This is a genomic window from Polaromonas vacuolata (genome assembly GCF_012584515.1).
GTDB lineage: Bacteria > Pseudomonadota > Gammaproteobacteria > Burkholderiales > Burkholderiaceae_C > Polaromonas > Polaromonas vacuolata.
In genome coordinates this window covers 3,140,915-3,159,120 of record NZ_CP051461.1, presented here as the reverse complement: position 1 = coordinate 3,159,120, position 18,206 = coordinate 3,140,915, and the positions used below count along the sequence as shown (strand labels likewise).

Annotated in this window: 23 protein-coding genes; 21 read left to right on the top strand and 2 right to left on the bottom strand. The window is 53.2% G+C overall.

Going from position 1 to position 18,206, the window contains the following annotated elements:
• The first annotated feature begins 4 nt into the window (after positions 1 to 4).
• The 16 genes from HC248_RS14395 (at position 5) to tatC (ending at position 11,115) form a co-directional block, all read left to right on the top strand.
• Positions 5 to 244, top strand: a complete 240-nt coding sequence (locus tag HC248_RS14395; protein WP_168923077.1) for a BolA family protein — start codon at positions 5 to 7, stop codon at positions 242 to 244.
• Between the two features lie 38 nt (positions 245 to 282).
• Positions 283 to 1,566, top strand: coding sequence for a UDP-N-acetylglucosamine 1-carboxyvinyltransferase (murA, locus tag HC248_RS14390; protein ID WP_168923076.1), 1,284 nt, complete (start codon positions 283 to 285; stop codon positions 1,564 to 1,566).
• On the top strand, positions 1,563 to 2,201 hold the full coding sequence (gene hisG / locus HC248_RS14385; RefSeq protein WP_168923075.1) for an ATP phosphoribosyltransferase: 639 nt from the start codon (positions 1,563 to 1,565) through the stop codon (positions 2,199 to 2,201). Before murA ends, hisG begins: the two co-directional genes overlap by 4 nt.
• Before the next feature lie 15 nt (positions 2,202 to 2,216).
• Positions 2,217 to 3,536 (top strand): histidinol dehydrogenase, encoded by a 1,320-nt coding sequence (gene hisD / locus HC248_RS14380; RefSeq protein ID WP_168923074.1) that lies wholly within the window; start codon positions 2,217 to 2,219, stop codon positions 3,534 to 3,536.
• Positions 3,537 to 3,555: 19 nt separating this feature from the next.
• The gene (hisC, locus tag HC248_RS14375; protein ID WP_168923073.1) at positions 3,556 to 4,638 is read left to right on the top strand and encodes a histidinol-phosphate transaminase; all 1,083 of its coding nucleotides are present in this window, start codon (positions 3,556 to 3,558) and stop codon (positions 4,636 to 4,638) included.
• A complete protein-coding gene (gene hisB, locus HC248_RS14370; protein WP_168923072.1) occupies positions 4,635 to 5,249 on the top strand; it encodes an imidazoleglycerol-phosphate dehydratase HisB in 615 nt (204 codons plus the stop codon). The genes hisC and hisB overlap by 4 nt, the downstream gene beginning before the upstream one ends.
• Positions 5,249 to 5,938: an imidazole glycerol phosphate synthase subunit HisH gene (gene hisH, locus HC248_RS14365; protein WP_168923071.1), complete on the top strand. Its 690-nt coding sequence runs from the start codon at positions 5,249 to 5,251 to the stop codon at positions 5,936 to 5,938. Before hisB ends, hisH begins: the two co-directional genes overlap by 1 nt.
• A gap of 122 nt (positions 5,939 to 6,060) precedes the next feature.
• Positions 6,061 to 6,801 (top strand): 1-(5-phosphoribosyl)-5-[(5-phosphoribosylamino)methylideneamino]imidazole-4-carboxamide isomerase, encoded by a 741-nt coding sequence (hisA, locus tag HC248_RS14360; RefSeq protein ID WP_168923070.1) that lies wholly within the window; start codon positions 6,061 to 6,063, stop codon positions 6,799 to 6,801.
• Between the two features lie 207 nt (positions 6,802 to 7,008).
• Positions 7,009 to 7,797, top strand: a complete 789-nt coding sequence (gene hisF / locus HC248_RS14355; protein WP_168923069.1) for an imidazole glycerol phosphate synthase subunit HisF — start codon at positions 7,009 to 7,011, stop codon at positions 7,795 to 7,797.
• A complete protein-coding gene (gene hisI / locus HC248_RS14350) occupies positions 7,794 to 8,198 on the top strand; it encodes a phosphoribosyl-AMP cyclohydrolase (protein ID WP_168923068.1) in 405 nt (134 codons plus the stop codon). Before hisF ends, hisI begins: the two co-directional genes overlap by 4 nt.
• Entirely contained in the window at positions 8,195 to 8,548 is a 354-nt protein-coding gene (locus HC248_RS14345; RefSeq protein ID WP_168923067.1) for a phosphoribosyl-ATP diphosphatase, read from the top strand. The genes hisI and HC248_RS14345 overlap by 4 nt, the downstream gene beginning before the upstream one ends.
• 58 nt (positions 8,549 to 8,606) lie before the next feature.
• Positions 8,607 to 8,960: a DUF4870 family protein gene (locus tag HC248_RS14340; RefSeq protein ID WP_168923066.1), complete on the top strand. Its 354-nt coding sequence runs from the start codon at positions 8,607 to 8,609 to the stop codon at positions 8,958 to 8,960.
• Between the two features lie 24 nt (positions 8,961 to 8,984).
• Complete coding sequence (locus HC248_RS14335) at positions 8,985 to 9,344, top strand: histidine triad nucleotide-binding protein (RefSeq protein WP_168923065.1); 360 nt, start codon at positions 8,985 to 8,987, stop codon at positions 9,342 to 9,344.
• A 151-nt stretch (positions 9,345 to 9,495) separates the two neighbouring features.
• The gene (gene tatA, locus HC248_RS14330) at positions 9,496 to 9,756 is read left to right on the top strand and encodes a Sec-independent protein translocase subunit TatA (protein WP_168923064.1); all 261 of its coding nucleotides are present in this window, start codon (positions 9,496 to 9,498) and stop codon (positions 9,754 to 9,756) included.
• Positions 9,757 to 9,800: 44 nt separating this feature from the next.
• The gene (gene tatB / locus HC248_RS14325) at positions 9,801 to 10,271 is read left to right on the top strand and encodes a Sec-independent protein translocase protein TatB (RefSeq protein ID WP_168923063.1); all 471 of its coding nucleotides are present in this window, start codon (positions 9,801 to 9,803) and stop codon (positions 10,269 to 10,271) included.
• 55 nt (positions 10,272 to 10,326) lie between these two features.
• The gene (gene tatC / locus HC248_RS14320) at positions 10,327 to 11,115 is read left to right on the top strand and encodes a twin-arginine translocase subunit TatC (RefSeq protein ID WP_168923062.1); all 789 of its coding nucleotides are present in this window, start codon (positions 10,327 to 10,329) and stop codon (positions 11,113 to 11,115) included.
• A gap of 79 nt (positions 11,116 to 11,194) precedes the next feature.
• Here the strand turns inward: tatC and HC248_RS14315 are convergent, their stop codons facing one another.
• Complete coding sequence (locus HC248_RS14315) at positions 11,195 to 12,340, bottom strand: S1C family serine protease (protein ID WP_168923061.1); 1,146 nt, start codon at positions 12,338 to 12,340, stop codon at positions 11,195 to 11,197.
• A gap of 190 nt (positions 12,341 to 12,530) precedes the next feature.
• Here HC248_RS14315 and cysK point away from each other — a divergent pair, with 190 nt between their 5' ends.
• Genes cysK through pdxA form a run of 3 tightly spaced genes read left to right on the top strand, consistent with a single transcriptional unit; the run spans position 12,531 to position 15,312 of the window.
• Positions 12,531 to 13,454 carry a cysteine synthase A gene (gene cysK / locus HC248_RS14310; RefSeq protein ID WP_168923060.1) on the top strand — a complete coding sequence of 308 codons (924 nt, stop codon included), beginning with the start codon at positions 12,531 to 12,533 and terminating at the stop codon, positions 13,452 to 13,454.
• Complete coding sequence (locus HC248_RS14305; RefSeq protein ID WP_272953622.1) at positions 13,451 to 14,236, top strand: Nif3-like dinuclear metal center hexameric protein; 786 nt, start codon at positions 13,451 to 13,453, stop codon at positions 14,234 to 14,236. The genes cysK and HC248_RS14305 overlap by 4 nt, the downstream gene beginning before the upstream one ends.
• Before the next feature lie 35 nt (positions 14,237 to 14,271).
• Positions 14,272 to 15,312: a 4-hydroxythreonine-4-phosphate dehydrogenase PdxA gene (gene pdxA / locus HC248_RS14300; RefSeq protein WP_168923059.1), complete on the top strand. Its 1,041-nt coding sequence runs from the start codon at positions 14,272 to 14,274 to the stop codon at positions 15,310 to 15,312.
• Here pdxA and mscL read toward each other — a convergent pair.
• On the bottom strand, positions 15,309 to 15,773 hold the full coding sequence (mscL, locus tag HC248_RS14295) for a large conductance mechanosensitive channel protein MscL (RefSeq protein ID WP_168923058.1): 465 nt from the start codon (positions 15,771 to 15,773) through the stop codon (positions 15,309 to 15,311). The genes pdxA and mscL overlap by 4 nt on opposite strands.
• A gap of 258 nt (positions 15,774 to 16,031) precedes the next feature.
• Between mscL and petA the strand changes: the two genes are divergently transcribed.
• Positions 16,032 to 16,637: a ubiquinol-cytochrome c reductase iron-sulfur subunit gene (petA, locus tag HC248_RS14290; protein WP_168923057.1), complete on the top strand. Its 606-nt coding sequence runs from the start codon at positions 16,032 to 16,034 to the stop codon at positions 16,635 to 16,637.
• Positions 16,638 to 16,768: 131 nt separating this feature from the next.
• Positions 16,769 to 18,205: a cytochrome b gene (locus HC248_RS14285; RefSeq protein ID WP_168923056.1), complete on the top strand. Its 1,437-nt coding sequence runs from the start codon at positions 16,769 to 16,771 to the stop codon at positions 18,203 to 18,205.
• Position 18,206 lies beyond the last annotated feature (1 nt).

Below are 18,206 nucleotides of genomic sequence, written 5' to 3'. Positions count from 1 at the left end.
ACACATGACTCCTGAAGAACTGCAAACCATCATCTCCACCGGCTTGGCCTGTGAGCACATCGAACTGTCCGGTGACGGCCAACACTGGTATGCCACCATAGTGTCTAGCGCTTTTGAGGGCCAGCGCCCAATCCAGCGCCATCAAAAAGTCTACGCCACGCTGGGTGCACGCATGCACACCAACGAAGTGCATGCCCTGTCCATGAAAACTTTTACCCCTGCTGAGTGGGCTAAGCAGTCTTGATTTAGGCTTGGCTGCCGAAAGATATTGGAATAAAAATAATGGACAAGCTACTTATTCGGGGCGGCCGGCAACTCGCTGGAACCGTCACCATCTCAGGCGCTAAAAATGCGGCCCTGCCAGAACTTTGCGCCGCCTTGCTCACCGACGAGCCAGTCACGCTGCAAAACGTGCCGCGTCTGCAAGACGTCAGCACCATGCTCAAGTTGATACAAAACATGGGTGCGACGGCAGAGCGCTGCAGCGATGTGCCCAGCAGCGTGATCCTTAACGCCGGCCCGCTTAGTTCGCCCGAAGCGCCTTACGAGTTGGTTAAAACCATGCGCGCCTCGGTGCTGGCATTGGGTCCTTTGCTTGCGCGCTTTGGCCAAGCTCGGGTGTCGCTGCCCGGTGGTTGTGCGATTGGCTCGCGGCCGGTGGACCAACACATCAAAGGCATGCAGGCCATGGGCGCGCAAATCGTTGTCGAGCACGGCTACATGATTGCCACAGTGCCGAGTACAGGCGCAGGACGCGGCAGACTCAAGGGCTGTCACATCACCACCGATATGGTTACCGTGACTGGCACTGAAAACTTTCTCATGGCCGCCACTTTGGCCGAAGGCGAGACGATTCTAGAGAACGCCGCTGAGGAGCCCGAGATATTTGATTTGGCTGAAATGCTGATTAAGATGGGCTCAAAAATCGAAGGTCATGGTAGCCGGCGCATACGCATAGAAGGCGTTGAACGTCTGCATGGCTGCACCCACCAAGTGGTGGCTGACCGCATAGAGGCGGGCACATTTTTATGCGCGGTAGCCGCTGCTGGCGGCGATGTGGTTCTTCAGCACGGACGCGCCGAGCATCTCGATGCGGTGATTGAAAAGCTGCGTGAAGCTGGCGCTGTCATCACCGCAGGCCAAGGTTTTATCCGCGTAGAGGCCAGTGGCAGACTCAAAGCCCAATCCTTTCGCACGACTGAGTACCCCGGGTTTCCCACCGACATGCAGGCCCAGTTCATGGCACTCAATGCTATTTCTCTGGGTGCTAGTACGGTGACGGAAACAATTTTTGAAAACCGATTCATGCACGTCAACGAGATGGTGCGGCTGGGTGCAAAAATTCAAGTCGACGGCAAAATTGCTGTGATTGAAGGCGTAGAAAAGCTCTCAGGCGCGGTCGTCATGGCGACTGATTTACGCGCTTCCGCTAGTTTGGTGATTGCCGGTTTAGTTGCCGAAGGCGAGACCTTGGTTGACCGCATCTACCACCTCGACCGTGGCTACGATCAGATGGAAACCAAGCTGCGCGCCATAGGCGCCGATATAGAAAGACTCAAAGCATGATCACACTGGCACTCTCCAAAGGTCGTATCTTTGACGACATTCAACCGCTGCTGCGGGCCGCTGGCATAGAAGTGCTGGACGATCCTGACAAGTCCCGCAAACTTATTCTTGATACCAATCAGCCTGATGTGCGTGTGCTCTTGGTGCGCGCCACCGACGTGCCGACTTACGTCCAATATGGCGGGGCCGATATCGGTGTGGTGGGCAAAGACACGCTGCTTGAATCGGGCAGTCAAGGTCTATACCAACCGCTAGACTTGCAAATTGCTAAGTGCCGCATCAGCGTTGCTGTCCGTGATGGCTTTGACTACGCCGCTGCCGTGCGCCAAGGTTCAAGACTTAAAGTGGCGACCAAATACGTGGCGATTGCACGTGATTTTTTCGCCACCAAGGGTGTGCACGTTGACTTGATCAAGCTCTACGGCAGCATGGAATTAGCCCCCCTGACGGGTATGGCCGACGCGATTGTCGACTTGGTCTCTACGGGTAATACGCTCAAGGCCAATCACTTAATTGAAGTCGAGCGCATCATGGACATTAGCTCGCACTTGGTGGTCAATCAAACTGCGCTCAAACTCAAGCAAGTGCCGATACGCAAGCTCATTGATGCTTTCGCTCAGGCCATTCAAAAGTAAATTTTAAAAAACGTTATGACTCTAGTCGCCACACCTGTTCGCCTTTCAACATCTGCTGCAAATTTTGAAGCTGACTTCAAAGCCCGCCTGCATTGGTCGGCGGATACCGACGCGGCGATAGAGCAGCGGGTAGCTGATATTTTGGCTGACGTCAAAGTGCGTGGTGACGCCGCTGTTTTAGATTACACCGCGCGCTTTGATGCGCTCGAAGTGTTTGATATGAACAGCTTGGAGCTCACCCAGGCCGAGCTCAAAGCTGCGTTCGAGTCCCTTCCCACCGCCCAGCGCGACGCACTTCAAGCCGCAGCCAGCCGCGTGCGCAGCTATCACCAAGCGCAGAAAAAGGCCAGTGGTGAGAGCTGGAGTTATAAGGACGAAGACGGCACCTTGCTAGGCCAAAAGGTCACGCCGCTAGACCGCGTAGGAATTTATGTGCCCGGTGGCAAGGCCGCTTATCCGTCCTCGGTTTTGATGAACGCGATACCCGCGCATGTCGCCGGGGTTGCTGAAATCATCATGGTCGTGCCCACGCCGCGCGGCGAGAAAAATGCCTTGGTGTTGGCCGCCGCCTATGTAGCCGGTGTTAGCCGCGCTTTCACCATTGGTGGCGCACAGGCGGTTGCCGCACTGGCTTATGGAACTGCGACGATTCCAGCGGTCGACAAAATCACCGGCCCGGGGAACGCCTATGTCGCAGCGGCCAAACGTCGGGTGTTTGGCACGGTTGGCATAGATATGATTGCCGGCCCGTCAGAGATTTTGGTGTTGGCAGACGGCAGCACACCGGCCGACTGGGTAGCGATGGACTTGTTCAGTCAAGCCGAGCACGACGAGTTAGCGCAAAGCATTTTGTTATGCCCGGACGCCGCCTATATTGACGCGGTGCAAGAGGCGATTACGCGTTTGCTGCCGAGCATGCCGCGCGCTGAAATCATTGCCAAATCGCTGAACGGTCGCGGTGCTTTAATCCACACCCGCAGCATGCAAGAGGCCTGCGAGATCAGCAATCGGATTGCGCCTGAACACTTAGAAATCTCTAGCAACGAGCCGCACCGCTGGGAGCCCTTGATACGCCACGCCGGTGCGATTTTTCTGGGTGCTTACACCAGCGAATCTCTGGGTGACTATTGCGCCGGCCCTAACCATGTGCTGCCCACCAGCGGCACAGCGCGCTTTTCCAGCCCGCTCGGTGTTTACGATTTTCAAAAGCGCTCTAGCCTGATTGAAGTCAGTCAGGCCGGCGCCCAGATACTCGGCAAGATCGCCGCTGAGCTAGCCTATGGCGAAGGCTTGCAAGCCCATGCTATGGCAGCCGAAATGCGCTTGATTGACTAATCTCGACTGAACTGAATTCATGATCTCCAAACCTTTGACTACCCAGCTACAAAAATTGCTGCGTTCGGACGTGCAGTCCATGCACGCCTACGCCATCCAAAGCGCAGCCGGTATGGTCAAGCTCGACGCAATGGAAAATCCCTATCCATTGCCAGCGCACTTGCAAGAGGTGCTGGGTCAGCGTTTAGGCGCGCTGGCGTTAAACCGCTATCCCGATGGCCGCGTCAACGACTTACGCCATGCGCTAGCCGACTACGCGCAAATGCCTGAAGGCTTTGACATCATGTTGGGCAATGGCTCGGATGAGTTGATCTCGTTGTTGGCCCTGGCTTGCGCCATACCTGGCGCTTCGGTGCTCGCGCCGGTGCCCGGTTTTGTGATGTATGCCATGAGTGCGCAGTTGCAAGGCTTGTCTTTTATCGGCGTGCCGCTGACGGCCGACTTTGAACTCGACGAGACCGCCATGCTAGCGGCGATTGCCGAGCAGCAGCCAGCCATCATTTATCTGGCTTACCCAAACAATCCCACCGCCAATCTGTGGGATGACGAAGTGATTGAAAAAATCATACTCGCCGCGCCCGGCTTGGTGGTGTTAGATGAAGCCTATCAACCCTTTGCCAGCAAAAGCTACATAGACCGCATCGTTAAGCACAGCAATGTCTTGCTCATGCGCACGCTGAGCAAGTTTGGTTTGGCCGGTGTGCGCCTAGGCTACATGATGGGGCCTAAGGCTTTAATTGCCGAGATTGACAAAGTCCGCCCGCCCTACAACATCAGCGTGCTTAACTGCGAATGTGCGTTGTTCGCGCTTGAGCACAGGCAAGTTTTTGCAGCCCAAGCCAAAGAATTGATTGCGCAGCGCGAGTGGTTGCAATCCGCGTTAGCCAACATGGCTGGCGTTAAAGCTTGGCACAGCGACGCGAATATGATTTTGCTACGCGTGGATGATGCCGCTAAAACCTTTGACGCCATGAAGGCACGCGGCGTGCTGGTGAAAAACGTTTCTAAAATGCATGAACTGCTGGCTAACTGCTTGCGCGTGACCGTCGGCTCGGCGCAAGAAAACGCGCAGCTTTTGGCCGCTTTGAAAGACTCCCTATGACTACTTCCACTACAACTTTTTCTCCACGTACCGCTGAAGTCTCTCGCAACACTGCCGAGACCAAGATCACCGTCAAGATTAATCTCGACGGCACAGGTGTCTCCAACCTATCCACCGGCATTGGTTTTTTCGACCACATGCTCGATCAAATCGCGCGCCATGGTTTGATTGATCTGGATATTCAGGCCGAAGGCGATTTGCATATCGACGGTCACCACACGGTTGAAGATGTGGGTATCACGCTGGGCCAAGCCGTGGCTAAAGCCGTGGGCGACAAAAAAGGTCTACGCCGTTATGGCCACGCCTATGTGCCGCTAGACGAAGCCTTGTCGCGTGTAGTGATTGATTTCTCTGGCCGTCCGGGACTGCAACTGCATGTGCCTTTCAAGTCGGCCATGATCGGAACTTTCGACAGCCAACTGGCGTTTGAATTTTTCCAAGGCTTTGCAAATCACGCTTTTGTGACCCTGCATATCGACAACCTGCGGGGTGAAAATTCACACCATCAGGCCGAGACCGTTTTCAAAGCCTTTGCCCGCGCGCTGCGCATGGCTTTGGAACTTGATCCGCGCTCATTAGGCGTTATTCCTTCGACTAAGGGCTCACTGTAGTGTCCGGCGCAAAAACCATTGCGGTGGTCGATTACGGCATGGGTAATTTGCGCTCTGTCGCGCAAGCCATCCAACATGTGGCCTTAGGCAGTGGCCTTGAAGTGGTGGTGACGGCTAGAGCTGAAGACATCATGAACGCCGAGCGCGTGGTGCTGCCCGGCCAAGGCGCGATTGCCGACTGCATGCGTGAGTTGGCCGAGTCCGGCACCTTGGACGCGGTGTTGCACGCGGCGGCGAATAAGCCGCTGTTTGGGGTTTGTGTGGGTATGCAAATGTTGCTCACACATAGCGCCGAAGGAAAAGTCGGCGATGGCGGCGCGGGCACGCCAGGGCTAGATTTAATTCCTGGTGAGGTGCTTAAGTTCGATTTAGCAAACCAGACGCAGCCAGACGGTAGTCGCTTTAAGGTGCCGCAAATGGGCTGGAACCAAGTCATGCAGTCGCGCACTGATGGTCAGGCCGCGCATGCTCTGTGGGATGGTGTGCCAGACGCTGCCTATTTCTACTTTGTACATAGTTTTTTCGCTCGCCCGTCGGATGCGCGCCACACTGCAGGCCAAGCTGACTATGGCTCGCACTTTGCCGCTGCAATTGCACGCGATAATATTTTTGCAACACAATTTCACCCTGAAAAAAGTGCGGATAACGGCTTGGCCTTGTACCGTAATTTTTTACATTGGAATCCTTGAAGTTTTTTTTCTTTCGCCGGCTAAGGCTTTAAACGCCAGATAGCGCAGTTTCATTTCTTGCCTTCTGCACCGTTTGCGCCCTACCATTTGTTTTTCAACTGACTAATCGTTTTAACTGCCACATGCTACTTATCCCCGCGATTGACCTCAAAGACGGTCACTGCGTTCGCCTCAAACAAGGCGACATGGATCAATCCACCGTTTTCAGCGAGGACCCTGCGGCCATGGCGCGCAGCTGGGTCAACAAAGGCGCTAGGCGCTTGCACCTGGTGGATTTGAACGGCGCATTTGCCGGTAAACCTAAGAACGAGGCAGCGATTAAAAAAATCCTCGCCGAAGTCGGCGGTGAAATCGATGTGCAATTAGGCGGCGGCATACGCGACCTTGACACCATAGAGCGTTACCTAGACGCCGGTTTACGCTACGTGATCATAGGCACGGCGGCGGTTAAAAATCCTGGTTTTCTGCAAGACGCGTGCGCAGCTTTTGGCGGCCACATCATCGTCGGGCTAGACGCCAAAGACGGCAAGGTCGCGACCGATGGTTGGAGCAAGCTCACCGGCCATGAAGTCATAGACTTGGCCAAGAAGTTCCAAGACTACGGTGTTGAGTCAGTGATCTACACCGACATAGGCCGTGATGGCATGCTCAGCGGCATCAATATGGAAGCGACGCTTAAGCTTGCGAAAGCTTTGACCATCCCCGTCATTGCGTCGGGTGGCCTGTCAAATATGGCTGATATCGAAGCGTTGTGTGCCGTCGAAGATGACGGCGTTGAAGGCGTGATTTGCGGTCGCTCGATTTATAGCGGAGACCTTGATTTTCAAGCCGCTCAGGCCAGAGCCGACGAATTAAACGGCTAAGACCCAACGATTGATTTCGGCAGCTGCGCAAGGGCAAATGATCAGACTTTGGAAAAGTTAATTTCTTCTGACTTTTCTAGTTTGCTTGCGTTTGCGGCGCATGCTTTTTTTTCTATTTTCGGGCTTGTGGATAATTCATTTAAGCTGGTTGCTTAAGGGCGCTAGCGCAAGCCTTTTTGTCAACCTCTCGAATTCCCCAGACATTTCATGCTCGCCAAAAGAATCATCCCCTGCCTGGACGTCACCGGTGGCCGTGTCGTCAAGGGCGTTAACTTTCTTGAACTTCGTGATGCCGGCGATCCGGTTGAAATCGCTGCGCGTTATAACGACCAAGGCGCTGACGAGATAACGTTTCTCGACATCACCGCCACCAGCGACGAGCGCGACCTGATTCTTCACATCATCGAAGCGGTTGCCTCCAAAGTGTTTATTCCTTTGACGGTAGGCGGCGGTGTGCGATCAGTTGAAGACGTGCGACGTCTGCTCAACGCTGGCGCTGACAAAACCAGTTTTAACTCAGCCGCATTGGCCAACCCTAGCGTTATCAATGAGGTGTCCGCCAGATACGGTGCGCAGTGCATAGTCGTGGCGATAGATGCCAAACGCCGTAGTGAGTCAGATGCGCTGCTGCGTGGCCCAGGCTGGGACGTCTACAGCCATGGTGGGCGTAAAAATACCGGTTTAGATGCAGTCGCTTGGGCTAGCGAGATGGCCGAGCGCGGCGCTGGCGAGATACTTTTAACCAGCATGGACAGAGACGGCACCAAGTCCGGCTTTGATCTGGAGTTGACCCGCGCTGTTAGCGACGCCATCAACGTGCCGGTGATTGCCTCTGGCGGTGTAGGCAGTCTTGAGCACCTCAGTGAGGGCATACAAATAGGCGGTGCTGATGCGGTGCTTGCTGCCAGTATTTTTCATTACGGAGAATTCACTGTGCAGCAAGTCAAACAATTTATGGCGGCACGCGGTATTCCTGTGCGTTTGGGTGGCTTATGAGCTGGTTAGATGAAATTAAATGGGACGATAAGGGCTTGGTACCCGTGATTGCCCAAGAAGCCCTGAGCGGCGATGTGTTGATGTTTGCTTGGATGAACCGGGAGGCCTTGCAAAAGACCGCCGAACTCGGTCAAGCGGTCTACTTTAGCCGCTCGCGTGGCCGCTTATGGCACAAGGGCGAAGAGTCCGGCCACATACAAAGCGTGCACGAAATCCGGATTGACTGTGACAGTGATGTGGTGCTTTTAAAAATTACGCAACTCGGCCATGAGCCCGGCATCGCTTGTCATACGGGTAGGCACAGCTGTTTCTTCAGTCTTTATAAAGACGGTCAATGGATAGCCACTGAGCCCGTTTTAAAAGATCCAAAAACTATTTACCAGCAGACCAAGCCATCATGAGTACACAAGACTCCTTGCAGCGCCTAGCGCAAACCATTGAAAGCCGTAAGACTGGCAGCCACGAAAAAAGTTATGTGGCGCGTCTGTTGCACAATGGTCCGGATTCATTTTTGAAAAAAATAGGTGAAGAGGCAACTGAGACCGTGATGGCCGCGAAGGACGTACAGCGCGACCCCGCCAATCCACTGCTGCGTGGCAAGTTGGTTGGCGAAGTGGCTGATTTGTGGTTTCACAGCATGATTGCGCTGGCCTATTTTGATCTCAGCCCTGCCGATGTAATCGCCGAACTTGAGCGCCGCGAAGGCACCAGTGGCTTGGAAGAAAAAGCGCTGCGCAAGACCCAAATATAGATACGAAATAATTTTTCAGACCAGCTACTCAAAACGCAAAACTGGAGGACAAACTTTTATGCGGCAGACCAATTTTTCTGAATTTGAAATCAAAACACCGCAAGACCGCAACGTCATGCACTTGCTCTACGGCCTGCATACTTTGGCTTGGTTCAGCCTCGGCGTGTTCGCTGTGATTGCGCTAATCCTCAACTACATACGCCGCTCTGACGAGTTGGACCCGGTCTATGTCAGTCACCACGACTACATGATTCGCACCTTTTGGTGGACGCTGGCTTGGTTGGTGCTTTTGTCGCCGCTCTGGCTGCTGCTGGTGCTGCCCGGCTACATCGCCTATGTCATTGTCTGGCTCTGGTATCTTTATCGCTGCATCCGAGGCTGGCTGCGTTTTAACAGTTACCAGTCAGTTTAATTTTTTAATTTTTCCAGAGGCCGCATGAGTCATCCTGAAAACTGTATTTTTTGCAAAATTGCCGCGGGCTCAATTCCAAGCCGCAAGGTTTATGAAGATGAGCATATTTTTGCTTTTCACGACATCAATCCCTGGGCACCCGTGCATTTTTTACTTATTCCTAAGGCGCATATTGCGTCTCTTGCACAGGTTGGGCCAGAGCATGAGGCCATGTTAGGGCGCATGCTCACACTCGCGCCTCGCTTGGCGCTTGAGCAGGGCTGCAATCCCTATCCAGAAGGAGGCTTTCGGATTGTGAGTAATACTGGTGTTGAGGGCGGTCAAGAAGTCCAACATTTACATCTTCATGTGATGGGTGGCGCGCGTCCTTGGTTGCGCGGCTGATGCTGCTGTCCGGAGCTAGGGCGGCTTACCATTGCTTACTACCTTGTCTTGCACAGGTGTAATCATGGGGGACTTATTCTGGCCTTTAGAATCTACTTAAATAGCTGCAATTACTGCACACGCTTTATCTTTCATGCTTTAGGAGCAAATCATGGGTTCATTTTCAATTTGGCACTGGCTTATCGTGCTGCTTATCGTGGTGATGGTTTTTGGTACAAAAAAACTCAGAAATATGGGTGGCGATCTGGGCGGGGCTGTTAAGGGTTTTAAAGATGGCATGAAAGAGGGCGGACAAGCACCCGATGCCGACAAACCTGCAGACACGCCAAGCCAAGTCACCAATGCCAATGCCGCGGATAAACCAAACGCTGACAAGTCCACCATAGATGTCGAAGCACGGCATAAGTCATAAACCATGACCGCTTTCATATTTGCTGCCTATAAGATTGATCACGCATGATTGATTTGGGCATCTCAAAAATTGCGCTCATAGGCGCAGTCGCGCTGATTGTGATCGGCCCTGAAAAGTTGCCCCGTTTGGCGCGCACTATAGGCACCTTATTAGGCAAGGCCCAGCGTTATGTGAATGACGTCAAGCAAGAGGTCAACCGCTCCATGGAGCTGGATGAGTTCAGAAAGATGAAGGACAGCGTCGAAGGCGCTGCTCGCGATGTTGAGAATTCGATACAGACCAATGCCAGTGATTTTGAAAAATCTTGGGCTGAGGCAACTTCTGAGTCAGGCAGCACAAGCGTTTCACCTCCAAGTACCGCTGTTCCAGAGTACAAGCACCCGAAAAAGAACTGGCGTTTAAAAGCTGGCTCAACACCAGCTTGGTTCAAAGCCAAGTCCGGCGTGCGCACAAAAGCCCAGTCTGGCGCGGCCAGAGTGGCACGCTACCGTCCACGGCCTTCCTCTAGAGCTTGAACCTAGCGCTTTCTTTATTTCTTTTCCGCGCGCCTGACGGCGCCGTCTAATACCCATGAGCGATTCAAAACCCGACAAGACTGACGAACTCTTCGGCACGGAGCAGCCCTTCGTTCAGCACCTGATGGAATTGCGCGACCGTATGGTCAAAGCTCTTATCGCCGTGGGCATTGCCGCAGCAATTCTGGCCTTTTTTCCAGGGCCTGGCGTGCTCTACGACATGCTGGCTGCGCCGCTGATTGCGACCTTGCCCAAAGGCGCAACGCTGATTGCTACGAATGTGGTTTCGCCATTCGTGGTGCCCATCAAGATTCTCTTTATGGCTGCCTTCATGATTTCGCTGCCAATCGTGCTCTACCAGGTTTGGGCGTTTATTGCGCCAGGTCTTTACTCGCATGAAAAAAAGTTGGTGATGCCGCTGGTTGTTTCTAGCACCTTGTTGTTTTTCGCTGGCGTGGCTTTTTGCTACTACTTTGTATTTGGGCAAGTGTTTCGCTTTATTCAGAGCTTTGCGCCCAAATCAATCACTGCAGCGCCAGACATTGAGGAGTATTTGAACTTTGTACTCGGCATGTTTTTAGCGTTTGGGCTGGCCTTTGAGGTGCCGATTGCGGTGATATTGCTGGTTCGCATGGGCGTTTTGACTGTCGCTCAGCTGCGTCAATACCGTGGTTACTTTTGGGTCATTGCCGCGGTTGGCACGGCATTGGTAACGCCGCCGGATGCCGGCTCTATGTTGATGCTGCTAGCTGTCGTTGGCGGCTTGTATGAAGTGGGTATTTTGGCGGCTCAAATGTTCGTCAAACACACTAAAAAGCCTGAAAGTTCTGACTTGACAGAGTAAGCTGGTTTTTCTTAGACATAAAAAAAAGCCAAGTCGCTGAGTGACTTGGCTTTTTTTGTTTCAACCGATTAACTGGGGTTTAGCGCTGCGGTCTTGGCCGTGTGCCAGGTGTGATTTGTATTTCGGACTTGCCTTCTTTGCGTTCAACCGTCATGGGCGCCGCCACTGCCGGCTTGAGGCTGGCAACTGCGCCGAGTAATTCCATAGTGTTGGTGACGGGCTTTCCCGCGACTGCCGTGATCACATCGCCAGGCACAATACCAGCCTTCGCTGCCGGGCCGTTTTGCAGCACGCCGGTGATAATTACTCCGCTTTTAGACTTGATGCCAAAGGTTTGAACCAGCTCTGCATTGAGGTCTTGTGGCTCAACACCAATCCAGCCGCGTGTGACCTTGCCGTCTCTGACTATGCTTTCCAGCACCAGCTTGGCGGTAGACACCGGAATGGCAAAACCAATGCCCATAGAGCCGCCAGAGCGCGAGTAAATCGCGGTGTTTATACCCATTAAATTGCCGTTGACGTCAACCAGCGCGCCACCCGAATTACCCGGATTGATGGCAGCGTCGGTTTGGATGAAGTTCTCAAAAGTATTAATGCCCAGTTTGTTGCGGCCTAGCGCGCTGACAATGCCGCCAGTCACTGTCTGTCCCACGCCAAAGGGGTTGCCAATTGCAAGCACAGGGTCACCAATTTGCAGGGCTTCGGAGTTGCCTAAAACGATGACTGGTAGATTGTCTAGTTCAATTTTTAAAATCGCCAAGTCAGTGTCTGGGTCAGTGCCTATGACTTTGCCCTTGGCCTTGCGGCCGTCGTTTAGCGCTACGTCAATCTCGTCTGCACCCTCGACCACATGGTTGTTGGTCAGTATGTAGCCTGTGCTGCTAAAAATTACGCCGCTGCCCAAACCGCCTTGCGCTGGCTCATTGCCCTGCTGGTCACCATAGAAAAATTTAAACCAAGGGTCTTCGCTGTGAGGATTTTTTACTGCGGCCTTGCTAGTGCTGATGCTCACCACCGCCGCCGAGGCTATTTTTGCGGCAGAACTAAAGCTGCCGACTGTTGTGGTGTTGCGTTGTGTTGTGCTGCTGGCCGGTGCTTGTAGAAGGCCTATGCTGACAATGCTGGGCTGTCGCTGTAGCCATATTGGTTTTAGCGTGGCGATTACAAAATAGGCGGCCAGAAAGACCGTGATGGTTTGGGAGAACAAAAGCCAAAGTTTGCGCATGATCGGATTGAGTGTGTCGGGAGTTTCTAAGCGAAGTAATGATGTGGGTTTGAAGCAGATAGTCGCCTAATCGGGTTACTGCTGCTTGATTCTCGCTTAGTGTGCGGCCATGTGCGAGTCAGGGTCAAAAATCATGGCCGCGGGCTAACGCCATAATGATTGAAATTTAAAACCATTTAAGGAGCAACCCATGAAAGCACCCAACGTACTGGCCACCATTGGCAATACACCGCACATACGTATCAACCGCTTGTTTGGCGCGGCCTCACAGACGCACCATATCTACATTAAGTCTGAACGCGCTAATCCGGGTGGCTCGATCAAGGACAGGATTGCGCTGGCAATGGTTGAGGCGGCCGAGAAATCGGGTGTTCTTAAGCCGGGCGGTATGATTATTGAGCCGACTTCTGGGAACACCGGCGTTGGTCTGGCCATGGTCGCTGCAGTCAAAGGCTACAAAATCACCTTGGTTATGCCCGACAGCATGAGCATAGAGCGGCGCCGCTTAATGCTCGCCTATGGTGCAAACTTTGATCTCACGCCGCGTGAAAAAGGCATGAACGGCGCGATTGCACGGGCGAAAGAATTGGTCGCTGAAAATCCAGGTGCTTGGATGCCGCAACAGTTTGAAAATCCCGCCAATATCGACGTGCACGTACGTACTACAGCCGCTGAAATTTTGGCTGATTTCCCCAACGGTGTGGACTATCTAATCACCGGCGTCGGCACAGGCGGCCATCTAACCGGTGTGGCTCAAGTGCTCAAGTCGAAATTTCCCAATACCCGGGTCTACGCTGTTGAACCTGCTGCTTCGCCAGTCATTAGCGGCGGTAAGCCATCGCCACATCCGATTCAGGGTATTGGCGCGGGTTTCATTCCGGCTAATTTGCACCCTGCGCTACTAGACGGCGTGATTTTGGTTGACGGTGAAGCGGCCAAGGAATATGCGCGTCGCAGCGCAACGGAAGAAGGTCAGTTGGTCGGTATTTCATCGGGTGCAACTTTGGCCGCTATTGCGCAAAAACTGGCAGAAATTCCAGCTGGCAGTACGGTACTGGGCTTTAATTACGACACCGGCGAGCGCTATCTTTCAGTGGATGGTTTTTTGCCGTGAGCTTGGACTCGGGCGTAGCGCGCGACCAGCTGCTAGCTAGCTTTGACAAATTGCTCCAGCCCGAACGCTTTAAAGATTACGGGCCCAACGGTTTGCAGGTTGAGGGTAAGCCTCAGGTGCGCAAAATTGTCTCGGGTGTGACGGCCAGCCTAGCGTTGATAGAAGCCGCAGTAGAGGCGGGTGCTGACGCGATTTTTGTGCACCACGGCCTGTTTTGGCGTGGCCAAGACGGACGTATCACCAGCTGGATGAAGCAACGCCTGGCTTTGCTGCTGGCGCATGACATCAATTTGTTTGCCTATCATTTGCCACTCGACGCGCATTCGGAACTGGGCAACAACGCCCAACTGGGTCAGCTGCTCGGTTTAGCCGCACATGCGGCCGACGCTGGCCGCTTTGGCGAGCAGCAACTGGGTTTTCTCGGCAGTCGAATCGATGGCGCAAGCTTCTTAAATGCACAGGCTTTGGCTGACACAGTCGCTGCGGGGCTTAAGCGCTCCGTGACTTTAGTGGGCAATGCCAACGGTGAGATTCGTAATGTGGCTTGGTGTACCGGTGGTGCGCAAAGCTATTTTGAAGCCGCGATTGCGGCAGGTGCTCAAGCCTTCATCACTGGTGAGATCTCCGAGCCCCAAGCCCACATCGCGCGTGAACTTAAGGTGCCTTTCATTGCTTGCGGCCACCATGCGTCTGAGCGCTATGGTGCACCGGCAGTCGCCGGCTATGTGGCGGCGCAGTTCGGTCTTGAGCATGTGTTTGTTGATATTGATAACCCCGCCTAAACTTTTCGTTTGATTCAACCTGAAATAAATTCGCTATGAGTTCACGCCTGCTAATAACTATGGGCGATGGCGCCGGCATAGGTCCAGAAATCATCGCCATGGCTTTTAGGGATCAGCCCGAGTTGCTCGCTGGTTGCATGGTGGTGGGTGATGTGGCCAGCATGCGCCGTGCTGCTGCGTTGTGCCCCGGGCAACTGGCCTTGCCTGTTATCGCGCTAGATTCGCTAGTTGGCTCGACTGACGAGTTGCCGCCAAATGCCATCCCGGTGCTGCAAACCGGCACCTTAGATACACCTGTTGTTTATGGCAAAGTAAGTGCATTGGCCGGCCAAGCTGCCGCCGACTGCATAGTGCGAGCCGCACGCGCTGTGCTTAGTGGTCAGGCTGCGGCTATGGTGACGGCACCGATTCACAAAGAAGCGCTGTCTGCCGCTGGCGGTTGGGCGGCTAGCTATCCCGGTCATACCGAGATGCTACAAGCCGAGGCAGCGCGCTTTTTAGGCCTGCCAGTCGCGCAACTGCCAGTGCGCATGATGCTGGCTAATCAAGAGCTAAAAACCGTGTTGGTGAGTATTCATTTGTCTTTGCGCAACGCCATAGAGGCGTTGACCTTTGACAGCTTGTTGGAGACGCTCAAGATCACCCACAAAACGCTCAGTGCTAGTTTGGGACGTCAGCCGCATATCGCCGTTGCTGGGCTTAATCCGCATGCCGGTGAAGGTGGTTTGTTTGGCACTGAGGAGCAATCCATCATCCTGCCAGCGATTGCGGCGGGTAGGGCGCTTGGTTTGCACTTGAGCGGACCGATTGCACCAGACACTGTTTTTATGCGTGCAAGAAGTACAACCGCTCATCCCGGTGAGTTCGATGTGGTGATAGCCATGTATCACGATCAGGGTTTGATTCCCGTCAAATATTTGGGCGTGGAGCAGGGTGTGAATGTCACTCTGGGATTGCCTTTAGTGCGTACCAGTCCAGACCACGGTACGGCTTTTGACATTGCCGGCACCGGTAAAGCTGACCCCGCTAGCCTGATAGCGGCCATTCGCATGGCGCGCAGCTTGGCCGGAATTTAACTGGTTTTTTCTTCCGTTAGATTACCCGACAGCTTGGCCTTGAGGCTGTCGCGAATTTCGCGCAGCAGCAGCACGTCTTCAGGCGTGGCTACAGCCTCCGGTGCAGGTGCTGGTGTTTGATTGCGTAGGCGGTTTATTTGCTTGACCAAGATGAAGATGATGAAAGCCAAGATGGCAAAGTTCAACGCTACCGTGATGAAGTTGCCATAAGCCAGAACCGGCACGCCAGCTTGTTTGACGGCATCTAAGGTCATTACCGTACCTTCTGGTATCTTGCCCAGCGCAATAAATAGGTTGGAGAAATCAAGTTTGCCAAACAACACGCCGAACGCCGGCATGATGAGGTCTGACACCAGCGACGCCACAATCTTGCTAAAGGCCGCTCCTATGATTACGCCGACTGCGAGGTCTATTACATTGCCTTTGATTGCAAAAGCCTTGAATTCCGTGATTAATCCCATTGAATTGTTTCCTATTACGCTGCTAAGTGCGTGGTCAAAAAATACTCAATATACACGTTGATACTTTTTATCCGACCATTTTTTTCTGTCACTTTTAGGACTTTTTAAACCAGAGTGGGCCCGCAAATCCGGTTCATACATAAAAACCCCAGTCTTCGCTCCGCTACAATCCCCTTTGTCCGTATAGGACTTTTTTAAGCCATTTTCCAAGCCAATGCATGCGGAAAACACAGGATTCACAGGATTCACAGGATTCACATGACCCAAGCAAGTCCGTCAGTCGATAAAGATAAAAGAAACTGGATAGTCGCTACGTCCGTGGTTGGCGCTGCCGGCGTTGCCACAGTGGCAGTTCCTTTCATCAGTACGTTTCAACCTTCCGAGCGAGCCAAGGCCGCTGGCGCTGCTGTTGAAGTTGATATATCAAATATTAAACCAGGTGAAAAACTCACCGTTGAATGGCGCGGCAAGCCGGTCTGGATTGTTAGGCGCACGCCCGAGCAACTCGCTAGCCTCAAGCTCAACGACCCAGAGTTGGCTGATCCGATGTCTAAGCGCAAGCCTTCAGAGCTCACGCCCGTCTACGCGCGTAATGAGGTCCGTTCGATCAAGCCAGAAGTGTTTGTCGCCGTCGGTATTTGCACCCATTTGGGTTGCTCGCCATCAGACCGCTTCCAGCCCGGCCCTCAAGCGTCATTGCCCGATACTTGGCACGGCGGCTTTTTGTGCGCATGCCACGGCTCCACATTTGATTTGGCTGGTCGCGTCTACAAAAACAAGCCGGCTCCGGACAATCTCGAAGTGCCACCACACATGTACATGACGGACAACAAAATTTTGATCGGTGAAGACAAAAAGGCTTGATGCCTTGGCGCGAACAATAATCACAATAAACGAGACGTCTACTCCAAGACCTTGCGCAGAGCGCCTGGAAATTTTGTCACCGACACAATTTCCAGGCTCTTGCACCATACCCAACCGAACCAGGATCAGTTATGGCTGAATTCAAAGAAGTTTCCTCCGATGCGCCCCTCGCTGCAAAAGCGATCAACTGGGTCGACAACCGTTTTCCGGCGAGCAAGCTCTACAAAGAGCATTTGAGCGAGTATTACGCACCGAAAAACTTTAATTTCTTCTACGTTTTTGGTGCTCTGGCGATGTTGGTGTTGGTCATTCAGATCGTCACTGGCATATTCCTGACCATGAATTACAAGCCTGATGCTGCCAAGGCTTTCGCCTCGGTTGAGTACATCATGCGTGACGTGCCCTGGGGCTGGTTGATTCGTTACATGCACTCGACCGGCGCGTCGGCATTTTTCATCGTGATTTATCTGCACATGTTCCGCGGCCTGCTTTACGGTAGCTATCGCAAGCCTCGTGAGCTGATTTGGGTGTTCGGCTGCGCGATTTTTCTCTGCTTGATGGCAGAAGCCTTTATGGGTTACCTGCTGCCATGGGGCCAGATGAGTTACTGGGGTGCTCAGGTTATTGTTAATTTGTTTGCCGCCATTCCCTTTATTGGCCCTGATTTGGCGCTGCTCATTCGCGGTGACTACGTGGTCGGTGACGCTACTTTGAACCGCTTTTTCGCCTTCCACGTGATTGCTGTGCCGTTGGTGCTGCTGGGCTTAGTGGTCGCGCACATTATTGCGTTGCATGAAGTTGGCTCAAACAACCCCGATGGCGTTGAGATCAAAGCCACTAAAGGCGCAGATGGTCATCCGCTTGACGGCATTCCTTTTCACCCTTACTACACGGTGCACGATATCTTTGCGGTGAGCGTGTTCTTGATGGCTTTTACTGCCGTCATCTTTTTCGCACCTGAAGGTGGTGGTTACTTCTTGGAGTACAACAACTTCATACCGGCTGATCCACTCAAGACCCCCTTGCACATTGCACCGGTCTGGTATTTCACGCCGTTCTACTCGATGTTGCGCGCCACAACCGATGATTTGATTAATGTGACGATCGTGATTCTCGCTGCGATTCCAGTGTTTACCTTCATCAAGACTCGTTTGAGCCTGATGGTCAAAATTGGTATTGCAGTTGCCGCACTGGTGGCGATGGTTTTGCTCAAGACTTTTGATGCAAAATTCTGGGGCGTCGTTGTGATGGGTGGCTCGGTCATCATCTTGTTCTTCCTGCCTTGGCTCGATTACAGCAAGGTCAAGTCGATTCGCTACCGTCCAGACTGGCACAAGTATGTTTATGCTGCTTTTGTGTTTTTCTTCTTGGTTTTGGGCTACCTCGGTATACAGCCACCAGGCGTGTGGGGTGCGCTCAATCTAGGTTTTGTCCAGTTGGATCTTGCGCAAACGATTTCACAGATTGGCACATTGTTTTACTTCGGATTTTTCCTCTTGATGCCATGGTGGAGCAAGCTCGGCACGTTCAAGCCAGTGCCTGACCGCGTGACCTTTACCGCCCATTGAG